Origin of the sequence: Chitinolyticbacter meiyuanensis (assembly GCF_008033135.1) — a bacterium.
Taxonomy (GTDB): Bacteria; Pseudomonadota; Gammaproteobacteria; order Burkholderiales; family Chitinibacteraceae; genus Chitinolyticbacter; species Chitinolyticbacter meiyuanensis.
The window spans coordinates 250,383-267,692 of the sequence record NZ_CP041335.1 but is presented as its reverse complement, the minus strand read 5'-3'; the positions used below and the strand labels follow the sequence as shown (position 1 = coordinate 267,692).

The following is a 17,310-nucleotide window of genomic DNA, read 5'->3' as shown; positions in this document are numbered from 1 at the left end:
GTACGGCATCACTCTGGGGGCGGAACGCCGGCTGCTGTTTGATCTGGATGGGGTTTTTCCTGGCCGGACGGATGGCAGCGTCACCAGCGCGTTTGTGGCTTGCCAGTGCCCTGCGGCGCATCGATAATGCCGGCATTCTGCAGGAGAGCGCCGGATCTGCCGGCCGCCGAAGGCGCAAGTGCACCCGCAATCGCTCAGGCAAAAGGACTGCAAATCGGGGTTCGCCCCGTCCAATCTGGAGAGCGGCGCACGGCGATGCGCCCACCGAAGGGGCTAACGACGCGGATGCGTCGGAAAATCTCAGGTTCAGGGACAGAGGGGTGTGAGTGAGCGCTATGCCCAACCACCGAGTGAGTCCATGACCGCCCTGCAACGCACCCCCCTGTTCGAAGCCCATGTCGCTGCCGGCGGCAAGCTGGTGGACTTCGCCGGCTGGGAACTCCCCATCCATTACGGTTCCCAGCTCAAGGAGCACGACACCGTGCGCAGCGACGCCGGCGTGTTCGACGTGTCGCACATGACCGTGGTCGATGTGACCGGCCCCGACGCCACCCGCTACCTGCAGCACTTGCTGGCCAACGACGTGGCCAAGCTCGGTGTCGAAGGCAAGGCGCTATATTCGGGCATGCTGAACCAACGCGGTGGCGTGATCGACGACCTGATCGTCTACAGGACCGCGTGGGACTACCGCGTGGTAGTCAACGCTGCCACCCGCACCAAGGATCTGGCCTGGATGCGCGAGCAGGCAGTGACGTTCCACGTGGAACTTACCGAGCGCCCTGAACTGGCGATGCTTGCCATTCAGGGACCACAAGCCATTGCCAAGACCAAGGCCGCCAAGCCGGAACTCGCTGCGCTGATCGACAGCCTGCAGGTGTTCCAAGGCCTGCCCGCCGGTGAGTGGTTCGTTGCTCGCACCGGCTATACCGGCGAGGATGGTCTGGAAATCATGTTGCCCGGCAACGAAGCGATCGCTTTCTGGAATGCGCTGCTTGTCGCCGGCGTTGCACCGACTGGCCTGGGCGCACGCGATACGCTGCGGTTGGAGGCCGGCATGAACCTGTACGGCCACGAGATGGACGACCATGTATCGCCGCTCGCCGCCGGCATGGGCTGGACCGTTGCCTGGAACCCGCCCGAGCGCGACTTTATCGGTCGCAAGGTGATCGAGGCCGAAAAGGCCAACGGCCCCGCGTTCAAGCAGGTGGGCCTGGTGCTCGAAGGCCGCGGCGTGCTGCGCGCTGGCCAGATCGTCAAGACCTCCGCTGGCGACGGCGTGATCACCAGTGGCACCTTCAGCCCCACGCTCAAGCTTTCCATCGCCATGGCGCGCGTGCCGAGCGCAGCTGCCGGCACGGTGGAGGTCGATATACGCGGCAAGCTGGAGCCGGCACGGATCGTGAAGATGCCGTTCGTGCGCAACGGCAAGCAGGTTTTCGAATAACCAACATACGGGCGCGTGTAGCGTCGCCCTATTCCAATCAAATCCCCATATCGAATCTGGAGCACATAAACATGAGCAACGTCCCCGCCGAACTGAAGTATGTCGACACCCACGAGTGGCTGCGCGTCGAGGCCGACGGCACCGTCACGATCGGCATCACCGACCACGCCCAGGAGCTGCTCGGTGACGTGGTCTACGTCGAGCTGCCCGAAGTCGGCGCGAACTACGCCGCTGGCGATACCGCCGGCGTGGTCGAATCGGTGAAGGCGGCCAGCGACATCTATGCCCCGATCGCTGGCGAAGTCGTCGCCATCAATGAAGAGCTGCCGAATGCGCCGGAATCGGCCAACAGCGATCCATACGGCGAGGCCTGGTTCTTCCGCGTGAAGCCGGCCAATCCGGCTGATCTGGATGGCCTCTTGGATGCCGCTGGCTACGCCGCGCTGATCGGCGCCTGATCGCCTTTGCCCTTGACGCGCCCGCCCGCCACAAGCGGGCGGTTTGCCTTGTGCCGGCTGCAGGTCGGCCGTAATGGATAGAACACAGCATGCCCACTCCTACTCTTGCCCAGCTCGAAAACCGCGACGAATTCATTGCCCGCCACCTGGGTGCCGATGCCGCTGCCCAGACCGAGATGCTGGCTGCGCTGAACGTTGCCTCGCTCGACGCCTTGGTGAACGAAACCGTACCGGCTGCCATCCGGCTGCCGGCCGATCTGCCGCTGCCGGCACCACGCCGCGAAGTGGATGCGCTGGCCGACATCGGCCGGCACGCTCGTCACAACGTGATCCGCACCTCCTTGCTGGGCCAGGGTTATTACGACACGCACACCCCCAAGGTCATCCTGCGCAATGTGTTCGAAAACCCGGGCTGGTACACCGCCTACACGCCGTACCAGGCCGAGATCGCGCAAGGCCGGCTGGAAGCGCTGCTCAACTACCAGCAGATGGTGATCGACCTGACCGGGCTGGAGCTGGCCAATGCATCGCTGCTCGACGAGGCGACGGCTGCCGCCGAGGCCATGGCGATGGCACGGCGGATTTCCAAATCCAAGTCCAACGTGTTCTTCGTCGATGCGAACGTGTTTCCGCAGACGCTGGATGTGCTGAAGACCCGCGCCGCCGGCTTTGGCTTCGAGCTGAAGGTGGGCCTTGCCGAGGAAGCGGCTGCCGCCGACGTGTTCGGTGCGCTGCTGCAATACCCGGGCGACAACGGTGAGGTGGTCGACCTCGCGCCGGCGATTGCTGCGCTGAAGGCCGCTGGCGCGGTCGTGGCCGTTGCCACTGATCTGCTGGCGCTGGTGCTGCTGAAGTCGCCGGGCGAGCTCGGCGCCGACATCGCCCTGGGCTCCGCCCAGCGCTTCGGCGTGCCGATGGGCTTCGGTGGCCCGCATGCCGCCTTCTTCGCCACCCGCGACGAGCACAAGCGTTCGGTCCCGGGCCGCATCATCGGCGTATCGGTCGATACCCGCGGCAAGACCGCGCTACGCATGGCGCTGCAGACCCGCGAACAACACATCCGCCGCGAGAAGGCGAACTCCAATATCTGCACCTCGCAGGTACTGCTGGCCAACATCGCCGGCATGTACGCGGTCTACCACGGCCCGGCCGGGCTCAAGCGCATCGCCGGCCGCGTGGCGCGTCTGGCCGCGATCTTTGCTGCCGGCCTCAAGCAAGGCGGCGTGCAGGTGCTGAACGGCAGTGCCTTCGATACGCTACGCATCGCCGTGGCCGGCGCGACCGCGCTGGTCGCCAAGATGGATGCGGCTGGCTACAACGTCCGCCTGGTCGATGCGAACACCGTAGCGCTGTCGTTCGACGAGGTGACCACGCGCGATGACATCGCCGCGCTATGGGCCGTGTTCGGCGTCAGCGCTGACTTGGCTGCGCTCGATGCGACCGCAACCGGTTCGAATCAAATCGGCCTGATCCCGGCCGGCCTTGCGCGCACCAGCGCCATCCTCACCCATCCGGTGTTCAACCGCTATCACACCGAGCACGAGATGCTGCGTTACCTGAAGCGACTGGAGAACAAGGATCTTGCGCTCAACCACTCGATGATCTCGCTCGGCAGCTGCACCATGAAGCTCAATGCCACCAGCGAGATGATCCCGGTCACCTGGCCGGAATTCGGCCGCATCCACCCGTTCGCCCCCTTGGATCAGACCGAGGGCTACGTGGCGATGATCGAGGAGCTGGCCGAGTGGCTGCGCGTGATCACCGGCTTCGATAGCGTCTGCATGCAGCCGAACTCCGGCGCACAGGGCGAATACGCCGGCCTGGTCGCCATCCAGCGCTATCACCAGTCGCGTGGCGATAGCCATCGCACCATCTGCCTGATCCCCAAGTCCGCCCACGGCACCAACCCGGCCACCGCGCAGATGCTGGGCCTGTCGGTGATCGTCGTCGATTGCGATGAGGCCGGTAACGTCGATGTGGCCGACCTCAAGGCCAAGGCGGAGAAACACGCGGCCGAGCTGTCGTGCCTGATGCTCACCTACCCTTCCACGCACGGCGTGTTCGAGGAAGCGGTGCGCGAGATCTGCGACGTGATCCACGCCCACGGCGGCCAGGTCTACATGGATGGCGCCAACCTCAACGCCCAGGTCGGCCTGACTGCCCCCGGCTTCATCGGTGCCGACGTCAGCCACATGAACCTGCACAAGACCTTCTGCATTCCGCACGGCGGCGGTGGCCCCGGCATGGGCCCGATCGGCCTCAAGGCGCACCTAGCCCCGTTCGTGCCCAACCACGCGGTGCGTGCAGTGCCAGGCGAAAGCGCCGGGCAGAGCGCCGTGTCGGCCGCGCCATATGGCTCGGCATCTATCCTGCCGATCTCGTGGATGTATATCGCGATGATGGGGGCCCAGGGACTGAAGCTCGCCACGCAAACGGCCCTCCTGAACGCCAACTATGTCGCCGCCCGCCTCGCCGGCCACTACCCGGTGCTCTACACCGGCACGCGTGGCCGCGTGGCGCACGAGTGCATCATCGACATCCGCCCGATCAAGGCGGCCTGCGGTGTGAGCGAAGTGGACATCGCCAAGCGGCTGATGGACTACGGCTTCCACGCCCCGACCATGAGCTTTCCGGTGCCGGGCACCATCATGATCGAGCCGACTGAATCGGAATCCAAGATGGAGCTCGACCGCTTCGTCGAGGCGCTGATCAGTATCCGCGCCGAGATTGCCAAGGTGGAAGCCGGTGAGTGGCCTTCTGAGGGCAACCCGCTGAAAAATGCGCCGCACACGCAGGCGGATGTAATCAGCGGCGAGTGGGATAGACCCTACAGCCGCGACGTGGCGGTGTTTCCGCTCGCCTGGGTGCGCGACAACAAGTTCTGGCCCAGCGTGAATCGCATCGACGACGTATACGGCGACCGCAACCTGTTCTGCGCGTGTGTGCCGATGGACGAGTACGCGGCGTAAGCACGCGTGGCTTTGTGAACGAAAAGGCCCGGCGTTTGCCGGGCTTTTTCGTTGCCATTGCCTCAGGATCGGATGATGGATGGCATCCCTGTCCTGACGAGGCCAGCGGGCGAACCCCCGCTCGTTGGCAAGCCGCGGAGCTGATAAATTGCAGCCTTCGCGCTTGCAGTGAAGCCGCGGTGGCCTGAAGGGGAGCGCCGTGAACGCTCAGCCTGCCACCGCCACGAGCGTAATCGTATTCAAGAGTTGCCAATGCAAAACACACAACACCAAAACCTAGTCGGCTTCATCTGGAATATCGCTAACAAGCCGCATGGGCCTGGCGCTCTACCGCGTCGAGCCCTCGGAGAACCGATATGGCACTGAATCTGGCGAAGGCAGTGCTCGATTGCTTGAAAGCACGCCCCGACGAAAAGTGGACGGCAAGGCAGATCGCGGAGTGGATATTTAGTGCCTATCCAACTGAGTGCCAGGAGAAGAAATCCAACAGCCTGGGCGGTTACATCAAAACCGATGCCGATTTGGTGCAGCAGCTGGTTGCGGAAATTGGTTCACGGCGCCCTGGTCTGCAAAAGCGGCACCCGGAGCTGAAGACAACCGAAGGCAGACCACGCAAGTACTACTACAGCGAGAAGTCTGACGTTGCGGAGGTTGCAGCGGCTGAAGGCGTTATTTCCATCGAGAAGGCAGGCAGCAATGATTCCGCGCGCGGGGAGCATGCAATGTACCCAATACTCGCGCTGTATCTGTGGGAGGAGTTTGGTGTTTACTCGAAGCGCATCGACGAGAAACGCTCATCGAACAAGCGTGGGCCAAATGGTAACCGCTGGCTCTACCCCGATGTGGTCGGGATGGAGGACCTGGGGGCTGAATGGCACCAGGAAGTGCGCGACTGCGTGCATCAGTATTCCGACAAGCGAACCAAGTTGTGGTCGTTCGAGGTCAAATTGCTGATCAATCGATCGAACGTGCGCGAGTGTTTTTTTCAGGCGGTTTCGAACTCGTCATGGGCCAATTTTGGCTACTTGGTCGCAGTCGAGATCGAGGGACAGGAGACGCTGAAGGAATTGCGGATGCTGTTCGCGGCACACGGCATTGGGTTGATCAAACTGGATGCCGACAACCCAGCAGAAAGTCAGGTCTTGATTCCGGCTCGCGAGCGCGACGAAATTGATTGGGATATGGTCAACCGACTGGCAACCGAAAATCGGGACTTTCTGAATTACGTGAAGCTGGTGAAGCAGTTCTATCAGATAGGCGAAGCGCGGCTGGCTGATTGGGATGTGCCCGAGACGATGGATTGAAAGGCGTGACTTGAGGCGGACAACGACCGCGAGGTGCCGCTCTTCGGTAAGCTTCACTTATTCATGCCAATTGCCTGCCTGAGAATGTCGGCGTCGTAGCACACGCCAGGTGCAGCAGTCGGTACTTTCCATGCTGCGGCACTTGGCACGCAGGCCGCGACAACGGCGCGCCCGGTTTGCGGCCGCATTACGGCGCCCACTACTATGCGGCATTCGTGATCGATCCCGACGGCCACCCGGTGGAGGCCGTCATCAACACGCTGGAACCGGCCGGCGTCGTCTAACAAGGAATCCAGCCATGGCAATCGCAACCCTCGTCCTCACCGTGCTCGGCCGCGACAAGCCGGGCCTCGTCGAACAGCTGGCCGAAACGCTGGCCGCGCACAATGCGAACTGGCTGGAATCGGCGCTGAGCCGCCTCGCCGGCCAGTTCGCCGGTGTGCTGCGCGTCGAAGTCACCGCCGAGCGCCGCGCCGCGCTGGAAGGCGCGCTGGCCGCGCTGACCGATCTCACCGTCAGCGTGGTCGAAGGTGGCGCCGAGCCCGAATTCACCTATGAATTCACGCTGTCGGTGTCGGCACACGACCGCGTCGGCATCGTCAAGGAAGTGAGCCAAGTGCTGGCGCGCCACGGCGTGAATGTCGAGCAGCTCAGTACCGAGGTGGCATCGGCAGCGATGTCGAGCGAGAGCATGTTTTACGCCGACGCGGTGCTGCGCGCGCCGGCCGGCTTTGATGCGGATGCGCTGCAGCGCGATCTGGAGGCGCTGTCGGACGATCTCTTCGTCGAGATCGGTCAGGACGAATAAGCCGCAAGCCGGCCGATTCGCACGACGTTTGGGCTGATGCGCTAAGTCACGGTAAAATCGCGCGTTTTCCGGGCGATCGCTGCCCGCCACGCACAGGATCCAAGCATGAGTCTCAAATGCGGCATCGTCGGCCTGCCCAATGTCGGCAAGTCCACGCTCTTCAACGCGCTGACCAAGGCCGGCATCGAAGCTGCCAACTACCCGTTTTGCACTATCGAGCCCAATGTGGGTGTGGTGGAAGTGCCGGATCCGCGGCTGGCGCAGCTCTCCGGCATCGTCAATCCGCAGAAGGTGGTGCCAGCCATCGTCGAGTTCGTCGACATCGCCGGCCTCGTTGCCGGCGCGTCCAAGGGCGAAGGCCTCGGCAATCAGTTCCTCGCCAACATCCGCGAGACGGACGCCATCGTCAACGTGGTACGCTGCTTCAACGACGACAACATCGTGCACGTGGCCGGCCGCATCGATCCGATCGACGACATCATCGTCATCGGCACCGAACTGGCACTAGCCGACCTTGCCACCGTCGAAAAATCGATCCAGCGCGATGGCAAGAAGGCCAAGAGCGGCGACAAGGAAGCGATCGCACTGGTGAAGGTGCTGGAAAAGCTGGTGCCACACCTGAACGAAGGCAAGCCGGCTCGTTCGGTTGGCCTCTCGGACGACGAGAAGCTGCAGATCAAGTCGCTGTGCCTGCTCACCATCAAGCCGGCGATGTACGTGGCCAATGTGGCCGAGGATGGCTTCGAGAACAATCCGCTGCTCGACAAGGTGCGCGCGCACGCCACCGCCGAAGGCGCGCCGGTGGTGGCGGTCTGCGCCGCCATCGAATCCGAGATCGCCGAGCTCGACGATGCCGACAAGATCGAGTTCCTCGCCGAGCTGGGCCAAGCCGAACCCGGCCTCAACCGCCTGATCCGCGCCGCTTACGACCTGCTGGGTCTGCAGACCTACTTCACCGCTGGCGTGAAGGAAGTGCGCGCCTGGACCATCCACAAGGGCGACACCGCGCCGCAGGCGGCTGGCGTGATCCACACCGATTTCGAGCGCGGTTTCATCCGCGCGCAGACCATCGGTTTTGATGACTTCATCCAGTACAAGGGTGAACAAGGCGCCAAGGAAGCCGGCAAGATGCGCGCCGAAGGCAAGGAATACGTGGTGAAGGATGGAGATGTGTTGAACTTCCTGTTCAACGTCTGATCCGCATCGCTTCCACCAGAACCCCGCCGCTGGCGGGGTTTTTGTTTGGGCTTGCCGTGCCGTTTTTCCAACCCGTTCTGCGCATTGCTAGATCAGGCGCCGAGTGGTCGAGCCGTTGATGCGATAGGCGCTTCAATGCGCGCCAGCCAGGCCGAGGTTGAACGAGGCATGTTGAACCGTGGTCCTCAACTGCCTTGCTGCGTGTCCTGCAGCCGGGCCTGGACAGCCTCGAGCTGTGGCAGCACCGCGAAGAAGGCATCGACCACGGCCGGGTCGAACTGGCTGCCGCGGCCGAGGCTGATCGCTTCGAGCACGTCCTCACGCGGCCAGGCGGGCTTGTAGCAGCGGGCGTTCGAGAGCGCATCGTAGACGTCTGCCAGCGCGATGATGCGCGCGGCGATGTGGATGGCTTCGCCAGCCAGGCGTTGCGGGTAGCCGGCGCCGTCCCAGCGTTCGTGGTGCTGGTGCGCGATGATGGCGGCCATCTTCAGGATGCGCGGCTTGGCATCTTTGAGCATGGCGTGGCCGAGCGCGGCGTGCGTATCCATGATGCGGCGCTCGGCATCATCCAGCCGGCCGGGCTTGTGCAGCACCACGTCCGGGATGCCGACCTTGCCGATGTCGTGCAGTGGGCTGGCGGCGCGGATGATCTCGGCGTCCTCGTCGGACAGCCCGAGCTCGCGTGCCAGCAGCCAGGCGTATTCGGCCATGCGGTGGATGTGCTTGCCGGTATCCTGCGAGCGGTTTTCCACCACCTCGGAGAGCCGGTAGATGATGTCGCGCTGCGTATCCTCGATCTCGGCGCGCAGCATCAGGTTCTCGAAGGCGATGCTCACGTTGCGGCAGAACAGCTCGACCAGATCGCGATCGGCGTGCGACAGCGCGACCGGGCCGTCGATGATCAGCAGGTTGGCTGCACCCTGATGGGCGCGGAAGAAGCCGACGAAGTGGTCGTCGGCGAACACGCTGCGGCCATCGCGCATTGCTTCGTCGATCGAGGGCTTGAAGCGTGCCAGCACGTCGTCGGCCAAGGGCTTGTCGCACAATGCAGCGTAGCCGCCGGTGGCATAGAGCACGGTGGTGGCACCGTCCTGGTCCAGTGCGGCGACGCTGCCCTTCACTACCACGTAGAGCGCTTCCTGTTCGAAGAACAGCAGCGCCTGCAGCTGTTCGAGCACGCCCTGGGCGAACTGGCGGATCGATTGCAGCTGGAAGATGCTGGACGAGGCATCGATCACCTTCAACAGGCCGCGGCGGTTGGCGGCCAGCATCTGGCGCTGCTGCTCGATCAGCATGATGTCGCGGTACGAGCGCAGCGTGCCGAGCACGGCGGTATAGAGCTTGTCGCGCGTGAGCTCGGTCTTGGCCTTGTAATCGTTGATGTCGTAGCTCTCGATCACCTCGCGCTCCGGCGCGATGCCGGGCTGGCCGGTGCGCAGGATGATGCGCACCCGGTGATTGTGCTGCTCTTCGCGCACCGCGCGCGCCACCCGCAGCCCCGCTTCCTCGCTTTCCATCACCACGTCGAGCAACATCAGCGCGATGTCGTCATCCTGCTCGAGCGTGGCCAGCGCCTCGCGGCCGGAATAGGCGGACATCAACTCCAGCGGTCGGCCGAGGAAATCGATATTGCCGAGCGCCAGCCGGGTGACTTGGTGGATGTCCGGTTCATCATCGACGATCAGCACCCGCCAGGGATCGACTGCGGTGGCGGTCGCCACGTCGTCGCTGTCGTCGATCAGCCAGTTGTCTTCGTTGTCCATGCGCCCCACCCTCGTCGGTATCACGCCGTGCGGCGCCTGTCCGCTGTGCGTGCGGACTACGACCACTATAGTCGGCGTGGCGGGGATGGGCGGATCAGCGCCGCTGGTTGCCGAGCGCGATCAACACCACGCCAGCCAGGATCACCACCATGCCGGCGACGATGGGGCCGGTGATCAACTCGCCGCCGAGCAACGCGCCAAGCGCCACCGCGATGGCCGGATTGACGTAGGCATAGCTCATCGCCAACGCCGGCCGGGCGTGGCGCAGCACATAGACGTAGGCGTTGTAGGCGACGATGGAGCCGAACACCGTGAGATAGGCCAGCGCGGCCCAGCTTTGCCACGGCACGCTCGCCGGCATGCGCTCGCCGAACAGCAGCGAGGCGATGGTCAGCACCACACCGCCTGCCAGCATCTGGATCGTTGCCGACATCGGCCCGGCCGGCATGGCGATGCGGCCCTGCAGTACCGAGGCGAAGGCCCAGGTGGCGGCGGCCAGCACGATCAGCGCGAAGCCGAGCGGGCTGGCCGCTAGGCGATGGTCGAGGTTGAGCACGGCAACGCCAGCGAGGCCGAGTGCAATGCCCAGCCATTCGGCGGCACGCGGCCGGTTGCCCCAGGCCCAGGCGATCAGGATGGCGAACAACGGGCCGCAGGCGACCAAGAGTGCTGCCAAGCCCGAGGGCACGGTTTTCTCGGCCACGCAGACGGCGCCGTTGCCGACGGCCAGCATCAGCGTGCCGATCACTGCGGCGTTGCGCATTTCATGGCGTGCCGGCCATGGCACGCCGCGCCAGCGCAGGAAGGCCAGCATGACGCCGCCGGCGGCGAGAAAGCGCAGGGCAGCCAGCAGCAAGGGCGGCAGGCCCTCGACGCCGATGCGGATGCCCAGGTAGGTGGAGCCCCATACCACGTACATCGCAGCGAGGCAGAGCGCGAGCAGTGCGCGCGGTGAAAGGGTCAGCTTCATTGACGCAAGATAACAGCTCCAGTATCCGCTGGCACGTTACAGCCTGTCGGGATTTGGCGCGATACAGCCTATCCCACGGCGCGTATTGCGTCGGCATGCACTTGCCAAAGCGCACGAGTTCATGGACTAGGGGCTGGCGAACAGCCGTTGCCGCAATGCTGCCAGTTGCTGCTGGTAAGCCGTGCTGTCGCGATCGGCATGGCGTGCCTCGAGTTCGGCCAGTGCTGCGGCGTATGCTCGTTGCCGCGCTTGCTGGGCAGCATGATCGGCATCCAGCGTCGCCATCGCCTGCGCGGTGGCCGGATCGAAATACCGTGCCTGCAACTGCTGGCGCAAGGCAGCGTCGGCGGCGACATCGCGCGCATTGAGCTGTGCGAGGCCATATTCGATCTGGTAGCCGGTCTGCGCGCCTTCGGCGACCTTCAGCTCGGCGTAGTAGGCGCCATAGTGCTGGCGGCGCAAGGCCTCGACCTGCTGCATGCGTGCGGACTGCGGCATGGCGCGGGCTTGCGGGCTTTGTGCGAATGCGTTCACTGCCGCGCGAAATGCCACCATGGCCTCTTCGCGGCCGAACCAAGCGGCGGCGGCTTCCTCGCCCATCAGCGCGCGGCGCAGCGCCGACAGCTTCGCCAAGCGCTCGGACAGCGGCGTGTTCATCGATTGCACCAGGCGCTGCTCGGCCACATCGACTTCAGGCAGTTTTTCCAGTGCCGTGCGGACCACGGCGGCGGCCTGGGCATCGGGCCACTCCGCCAGGCTGTCGAGCAACAGCTGGCGGCAATCGGCCAGCTGCTGCGCCCGGCACAGTGCCTGGCCATCGCGCCACCAGTCCTGCAGCCGTCCTGCGGCAATTGCGCTGGGCCCAGTCCGGGTCAGCGTGGCGAGGCCCTGCGCCAGCCGTTCGCCACTGTCCGGTGGCGGTGCACCCTCCCCCCAGCGGCCGGCGAACAGTGCACCGGCTGCTGCACCGTTGGCCGCGGCGTTCGGGCTGGGCGAGGTCGCCGGCGCAGCCATTGCCGCTGCCTCATCACTGCTTGCCGGCCACCACAGCCAGGCCGCGCCCGCGCTGCCGGCGAGCAGCGCGAGCGCGATCAGGATACGCCGCATCAGTAGGCGAACAGGCCGGCGACCGGGAAGTGGTCAGACAGGTCACGTACCTTCCACAGGTCGCTGCGCAATGTGCGCAATACGCGCACGTCGTTGCTGGCGGTGCGTGGCGGGCGGTGGCCGTTGCCGACCAGCACGTAGTCCAGGTATTCGACGGTGCCGCCGGAAACACCGTTGCCCGCGTTCAGGTTCACGCTGGCATCGAAGGTGTTCACGTAGCCGGTGCTGGTGGGCGCGGTGGCGCGCAGGATGCTTTGCATCTGTGCGTAATCGTCCGGGAACTTGTACTTGTTCACGTTCATGTCACCGGCGATCAGCAGCGCGTCGGCAGCGGGGATCTGCTGGCCATCGAGCAGCGTGCGGATCTGGCCGAAGGCGTAGCGGCGCATCTGCCGGGCCTCGTCGGTATCGAACGACGGCGCGTGGGTGTTGGCGAGGTGGTAGACCTTGCCGTTTTTCAGCACCTGCACGTAGTTTGCACCCTTGTTGGCAAGGCAGTCGCTGCCGGTGCACTGGTCGAACACCAGTGTCCGGTCGACGAGGATGGGCCAGCGCGACAGTATCATCGTGCCGCCGTCCTGCAGGATGTTGCTGGGGATGTCCACCAACTGCGACTGATAGGGGAAGGCCGTGCGTACCTTGGCCAGGAATTGGGCGCGGCAGTCGTTGTCGAACAGCTCCTGCACGGTGACCGCGTCGTAGCCGGCCAGGTTGTTGGCGATCTCGTCGAGCCGCGCGCAGTTGTTGCTGGAGATCGGCGGCAAGGCCCAGACGTTGTAGGTGAGCAGCTTGAAATCATTCTGGCCGCTGGCGGGTTCGACCGCGTTGCGGTTGTGGATCACGTAGTACACATCGTCATAGCCGCCGGTGAATTCGGCACGGTACGACATCACCGAGGCCTTGCCGGCGTATTGGGTGTCGCGGTTGTGGATGGCACGATCGCCGTACCACGGCTCGTCGAAATCCGCGCCACGCGCCGCTTGCCACAGGTTGCTGGAGGCCCAGGTGCCGGTCAGCTTCTGCCGCAGTGTCACCGTGCTGCCGCCACCGCTCACCTTGGTATCGAAGTAATAGCTTTTGCCGTTCTTGATGCCGACGTTGCGGTTCATCCACAGCACGCGGCGGGTGGCGTACGGCGGGATGCTGGTGGCCTCCGTGCCCCAGCTGTCGCCGCGGGCCAGCGTGCCGTCGCCGCTTTGCGCGGTGCTCACGCTGACGGTATGCGGGGTGGTGTTGGTTACGTACACATAGGTTTCAGCTTGCGCCGCGCCGGCCAGCAAGGCCAGGGCGGCGAGCGTGTTGCGCAGCCAGGATGTCATGGTGTCTCCCCTACCATGGTTGGTCTGGTCGGCAGACTACCCATACATCATGACGTCTAGATCAATGGCAGATGACGACGGCAGGTCACCATTGTTACAGCGGTGCCGGCTTTAAATCGGCCGCTCCAGCCCCCAACTGGCGGGCATAGCGCACAGGAACACGCCATGAGCACCATGACCCCGCAGGAAATCGTCCACGAACTCGACAAGCACATCGTCGGCCAGCGCGATGCCAAGAAGGCTGTCGCCATCGCGCTGCGCAATCGCTGGCGCCGCCAGCAGGTGGACGAGCCGCTGCGCCACGAAATCACGCCCAAGAACATCCTGATGATCGGCCCTACCGGCGTCGGCAAGACCGAGATCGCCCGGCGCCTCGCCAAGCTCGCCGATGCGCCCTTCATCAAGGTGGAGGCGACCAAGTTCACCGAAGTGGGCTACGTGGGCAAGGACGTCGACAGCATCATCCGCGATCTCGCCGAGATCGCCTTCAAGCAGGTGCGTGACACGGCGATCCGCAAGAACCGCGTGCGCGCCGAGGATGCCGCCGAGGATCGCGTGCTCGACATCCTGCTGCCGCCGCCGCCAAAGAACCCGTTCGCCACGGTGAACGACGACGAGAGCGGCAACGAAACCCGGCAGAAATTCCGCAAGAAGCTGCGCGAGGGCAAGTTCGACGACAAGGAGATCGAGGTCGACGTCGCCATTGCCCAGCCCAATATGGAAGTGCTTACGCCGCCCGGCATGGAGGATTTCGCCAGCCAGCTGCAGGGCATGTTCAAGGGCGCCTTCGGCGACAAGAAGAAGCCGCAGAAGCTCAAGGTGCCCGACGCGCTCAAGTTGCTCACCGAGGAGGAGGCCGCCAAGCTGGTGAACGAGGACGACCTGCGCGCCGAGGCGGTTCAGGCGGTCGAGCAGAGCGGCATCGTGTTCATCGACGAGATCGACAAGGTGACGAGCCGCGCCGAGGGCGCCGCCGGCGAAGTCAGCCGCCAGGGCGTGCAGCGCGACCTGCTGCCGCTGGTGGAGGGCACGACCGTCACCACCAAGTACGGCATGATCAAGACCGACCACGTGCTGTTCATCGCCAGCGGCGCGTTCCAGCTGGCCAAGCCATCCGACCTGATCCCCGAGCTGCAGGGCCGGCTACCGATCCGGGTGGAGCTCGCTTCGTTGTCGGTCGACGACTTCGCCAGCATCCTTACCGGTACCGACGCCTGCCTTACCAAGCAATACCAGGCCCTGCTCGCGACCGAAGGCGTCGAGCTCGATTTCACCGACGAGGGCGTGAAGCGCCTTGCCGAGATTGCCTGGCAGGTGAACGAGTCCACCGAGAATATCGGCGCCCGCCGTTTGCACACGGTGATGGAAAAGCTGCTGGAGGAGGTGTCGTTCGACGCCAGGAGCGGTCGCGTGACCGTCGACGCTGGCTACGTGGAAGCGCGCCTGGGCGCCGTCTCGCGCGACGAGGATCTGGCGCGCTACGTGCTGTAAGTTTGTATCCATGACCTCGTTGGGTAATGGCGCACCCATGCCATCGTCCTGACCAAGTGCTTAAAAGCACCCGATGCAAATCGGGTGCTTTTTCGTTTGCCCGCTGCTTGGCACACGGCAGGCGGTGAAACCCCCGTATGCCATACAGATCAAGCACCGACGTCGTTGCAGGTGCCCTGCTTCCACTCGGCTGGTGAAAGCAACCTTAGGCGAATCATGAATCGATTTTAATCTTCCGCTCATTTTTGGTTGATCTAACTTGAACAGGATATTCAGGCTTGCTTGCACTGACCGATATGAATGCGCTTTCGTGGAGACGATCAACCATGTTCAACCGCCAGACCCAGCACCAACTTGCCAACGCGCAGCAGCAGCTGGCCATACAGCAAGGCGTGCTCGACGCGCTGGATCGCTCGATGGCCATCATCGAGTTCCGGCCGGATGGTACGGTGCTCACCGCCAATGCCAATTTCCTGCGCACCATCGGCTATACGCTGGCCGAGATCGCTGGCCAGCACCATCGCATGTTCTGCCAGCCCGACTATGCCGGCAGCCAGGAATACAGCGCGTTCTGGCGCAAGCTGCAGCAGGGCGAGTATGTGTCCGGCGAGTTCAAGCGGGTGAAGAAGGATGGCTCGGTGATCTGGCTGGAAGCTTCGTACAACCCGGTCTACGATGCGGCCGGCCAGCTGGCGCGGGTGGTGAAGTTCGCCCAGGACATCACGGCCCATGTGGTGCAGGCTGAGGAGCAGGCCAACAAGATCAAGGCGATCAACCGTGCGCTGGCGGTGATCGAGTTCGCGCCCGACGGCACCATCCTCACCGCCAACGACAATTTCCTGCGCACCATAGGCTACCGGCTGGACGAGATCCGCGGCAAGCATCACCGGCTGTTCTGCGATCCCGGTTACGCGGCGAGTGCCGAGTATGCGGCCTTCTGGCGCAGGCTCAACGCTGGCGAATTCGTCACCGGCCTGTTCGAGCGACGCGGCGCCAACGGTGGCACGGTGTGGCTGGAGGCGTCGTACAACCCGATCATCGATGGCGAGGGCAAGGTCTACAAGGTGATCAAGTTCGCGCGCGACGTGACACAGCGCGAACTGGGTATCCAGAACGACCTGCAGCACGTGAAGGAGGCCTATACGCTGTCCGAGCAGACCGACCAGGTGTCGCAGCAGGGTGCGCATGTTATCGAGACTGCGGCCTCCGAGATGCGCAACATCGCTGCCAGCGCGCGCACCTCGTCGCAGCTGATCGAGGAGCTGGGCGGGCGCTCTTCCAGTATCTCGTCCATCGTCGCCACCATCCGCGAGATTGCCGACCAGACCAATCTGCTGGCGCTCAACGCCGCCATCGAGGCGGCCCGGGCCGGTGAACAGGGCCGCGGCTTCGCGGTCGTGGCCGACGAAGTACGCAAGCTGGCCGAGCGCACCTCGAGTTCCACCCGCGAAATCGCATCGATGATTGATCTGATCCGCGACGGCACGAGTTCAGCCATCGTCGGCGTGAACCAGATGCTGCAGCAAGCCGAGCAGGGCGTGGAATACGCCAACGATGCCGGCGCCGCGATCGACCGCATCCGCGATGCCAGCCGCCAAGTGCGCGAGGTGATCAACACCTTCTCCGCCGTGGCCAGCCTCAAGGTGCGCTGAGGCGCTACTTCTGCGGCATCGTCAGCCCGGCGCACGGGTCCGGCCGATCGGCCCGCGATGCAATGGTGACGACGCGGTCGTAGCTGCCGGCTTCGGGCTGACGCTCGACGAAGCCCACGCTCTCAACGCGGCCAGCCGGCAGCGTCAACCACTGCGGTACGCCCAGATCGCGCCTTACATGGCCGTTGCCGGCGAGCAGCACCACGCCTTGCGCTGCGTGATCCTCGAGCACCTTGGCCATCCACACATCACGCGCGATCTGCGCCCTCGCCATGCCTGGCAGCATGGCAGGCGGCAGCTGGCCGCAATGGCCGACATCGACTTCATGCTCCTGGCCACGCATCAGGGCCTCGGGCAGTGGCTGGTCCAGCCGGTAGCGGGCGAGCGTTGCGGCATCGAACACGCTGGCAAAGCCTTCGCGTACCACCTTGGCCCCGTCGGCGCGCGACAGGTTGGCCGCGGCGAGCGGCAGCTTGTGCTGCAGCGCCAGCGTGATCACCGGCTTGTAGAGCGGCCATTGCCAACTGGTCTTGGCCGGCGTGGCGGCGGCGATCACGCAATCGGCATCGGTGCAGGATTCGAGTGCGGCATCGAGCTCGGCCTGCCGTTCACGATCAAACTGCTCCATCGCGATCACCGGCCGCCAACCGGCCTCGACTCGCTGCTGCAGCTGGGCATAGCGCCGGGCATGGCCGTCGGCATTGTCGTGGACTTCACCGAGCAGTAGCACGGTAGGACCAGCTTGTGGCGGGACCGAGGTGGCGCAGCCGGCGAGGGTGCAGGTCATGGCAAGCAGCAGGGAGGCACGGGAAAACAGGGACATGATTC

Annotated in this window: 13 protein-coding genes and 2 riboswitches; of the genes, 8 read left to right on the top strand and 5 right to left on the bottom strand. The window is 64.4% G+C overall.

Annotated elements, in window-relative coordinates; translation table 11 throughout:
* Positions 1–130: 130 nt before the first annotated feature.
* Positions 131–220, top strand: a riboswitch (glycine riboswitch).
* 5 nt (positions 221–225) lie between these two features.
* A riboswitch (glycine riboswitch) is annotated at positions 226–326 on the top strand.
* A 32-nt stretch (positions 327–358) separates the two neighbouring features.
* From gcvT to ychF, 6 genes are all read left to right on the top strand, one after another.
* A complete protein-coding gene (gene gcvT / locus FLM21_RS01120) occupies positions 359–1,444 on the top strand; it encodes a glycine cleavage system aminomethyltransferase GcvT (RefSeq protein ID WP_148713801.1) in 1,086 nt (361 codons plus the stop codon).
* Positions 1,445–1,515: 71 nt separating this feature from the next.
* Positions 1,516–1,902: a glycine cleavage system protein GcvH gene (gene gcvH / locus FLM21_RS01115; RefSeq protein ID WP_148713800.1), complete on the top strand. Its 387-nt coding sequence runs from the start codon at positions 1,516–1,518 to the stop codon at positions 1,900–1,902.
* 89 nt (positions 1,903–1,991) lie between these two features.
* Positions 1,992–4,871, top strand: a complete 2,880-nt coding sequence (gcvP, locus tag FLM21_RS01110) for an aminomethyl-transferring glycine dehydrogenase (protein ID WP_187360038.1) — start codon at positions 1,992–1,994, stop codon at positions 4,869–4,871.
* Between the two features lie 356 nt (positions 4,872–5,227).
* Entirely contained in the window at positions 5,228–6,175 is a 948-nt protein-coding gene (locus tag FLM21_RS01105) for a COG2958 family protein (RefSeq protein WP_148713798.1), read from the top strand.
* A gap of 298 nt (positions 6,176–6,473) precedes the next feature.
* Positions 6,474–6,983: a glycine cleavage system transcriptional repressor gene (locus FLM21_RS01100; protein WP_148713797.1), complete on the top strand. Its 510-nt coding sequence runs from the start codon at positions 6,474–6,476 to the stop codon at positions 6,981–6,983.
* Positions 6,984–7,088: 105 nt separating this feature from the next.
* Positions 7,089–8,180 carry a redox-regulated ATPase YchF gene (gene ychF, locus FLM21_RS01095; RefSeq protein ID WP_148713796.1) on the top strand — a complete coding sequence of 364 codons (1,092 nt, stop codon included), beginning with the start codon at positions 7,089–7,091 and terminating at the stop codon, positions 8,178–8,180.
* Positions 8,181–8,365: 185 nt separating this feature from the next.
* Here the strand turns inward: ychF and FLM21_RS01090 are convergent, their stop codons facing one another.
* The 4 genes from FLM21_RS01090 to FLM21_RS01075 form a co-directional block, all read right to left on the bottom strand.
* Complete coding sequence (locus tag FLM21_RS01090) at positions 8,366–9,943, bottom strand: response regulator (protein WP_148713795.1); 1,578 nt, start codon at positions 9,941–9,943, stop codon at positions 8,366–8,368.
* 94 nt (positions 9,944–10,037) lie between these two features.
* On the bottom strand, positions 10,038–10,913 hold the full coding sequence (gene yedA / locus FLM21_RS01085; protein ID WP_148713794.1) for a drug/metabolite exporter YedA: 876 nt from the start codon (positions 10,911–10,913) through the stop codon (positions 10,038–10,040).
* 126 nt (positions 10,914–11,039) lie between these two features.
* A complete protein-coding gene (locus FLM21_RS01080) occupies positions 11,040–12,020 on the bottom strand; it encodes a lipase secretion chaperone (RefSeq protein WP_148713793.1) in 981 nt (326 codons plus the stop codon).
* Entirely contained in the window at positions 12,020–13,339 is a 1,320-nt protein-coding gene (locus FLM21_RS01075) for a sphingomyelin phosphodiesterase (protein WP_148713792.1), read from the bottom strand. Before FLM21_RS01075 ends, FLM21_RS01080 begins: the two co-directional genes overlap by 1 nt.
* A 165-nt stretch (positions 13,340–13,504) precedes the next feature.
* Here FLM21_RS01075 and hslU point away from each other — a divergent pair, with 165 nt between their 5' ends.
* Both hslU and FLM21_RS21455 read left to right on the top strand, forming a co-directional pair.
* Entirely contained in the window at positions 13,505–14,830 is a 1,326-nt protein-coding gene (gene hslU / locus FLM21_RS01070; RefSeq protein WP_187360037.1) for an ATP-dependent protease ATPase subunit HslU, read from the top strand.
* Between the two features lie 326 nt (positions 14,831–15,156).
* A complete protein-coding gene (locus FLM21_RS21455; RefSeq protein ID WP_148713791.1) occupies positions 15,157–16,482 on the top strand; it encodes a methyl-accepting chemotaxis protein in 1,326 nt (441 codons plus the stop codon).
* Positions 16,483–16,486: 4 nt separating this feature from the next.
* Here FLM21_RS21455 and FLM21_RS01060 read toward each other — a convergent pair whose 3' ends face one another.
* Complete coding sequence (locus FLM21_RS01060) at positions 16,487–17,305, bottom strand: ChaN family lipoprotein (RefSeq protein WP_148713790.1); 819 nt, start codon at positions 17,303–17,305, stop codon at positions 16,487–16,489.
* Positions 17,306–17,310: the final 5 nt, after the last annotated feature.

Coding starts and splice junctions, on each gene's coding strand:
- gcvT (WP_148713801.1), top strand. CDS start 359: ATGACCGCCCTGCAACGCACCCCCCTGTTCGAAGCCCATGTCGCTGCC.
- FLM21_RS01090 (WP_148713795.1), bottom strand. CDS start 9,943: ATGGACAACGAAGACAACTGGCTGATCGACGACAGCGACGACGTGGCG.
- gcvH (WP_148713800.1), top strand. CDS start 1,516: ATGAGCAACGTCCCCGCCGAACTGAAGTATGTCGACACCCACGAGTGG.
- yedA (WP_148713794.1), bottom strand. CDS start 10,913: ATGAAGCTGACCCTTTCACCGCGCGCACTGCTCGCGCTCTGCCTCGCT.
- ychF (WP_148713796.1), top strand. CDS start 7,089: ATGAGTCTCAAATGCGGCATCGTCGGCCTGCCCAATGTCGGCAAGTCC.
- gcvP (WP_187360038.1), top strand. CDS start 1,992: ATGCCCACTCCTACTCTTGCCCAGCTCGAAAACCGCGACGAATTCATT.
- hslU (WP_187360037.1), top strand. CDS start 13,505: ATGAGCACCATGACCCCGCAGGAAATCGTCCACGAACTCGACAAGCAC.
- FLM21_RS01100 (WP_148713797.1), top strand. CDS start 6,474: ATGGCAATCGCAACCCTCGTCCTCACCGTGCTCGGCCGCGACAAGCCG.
- FLM21_RS01080 (WP_148713793.1), bottom strand. CDS start 12,020: ATGCGGCGTATCCTGATCGCGCTCGCGCTGCTCGCCGGCAGCGCGGGC.
- FLM21_RS01105 (WP_148713798.1), top strand. CDS start 5,228: ATGGCACTGAATCTGGCGAAGGCAGTGCTCGATTGCTTGAAAGCACGC.
- FLM21_RS01060 (WP_148713790.1), bottom strand. CDS start 17,305: ATGTCCCTGTTTTCCCGTGCCTCCCTGCTGCTTGCCATGACCTGCACC.
- FLM21_RS01075 (WP_148713792.1), bottom strand. CDS start 13,339: ATGACATCCTGGCTGCGCAACACGCTCGCCGCCCTGGCCTTGCTGGCC.
- FLM21_RS21455 (WP_148713791.1), top strand. CDS start 15,157: ATGTTCAACCGCCAGACCCAGCACCAACTTGCCAACGCGCAGCAGCAG.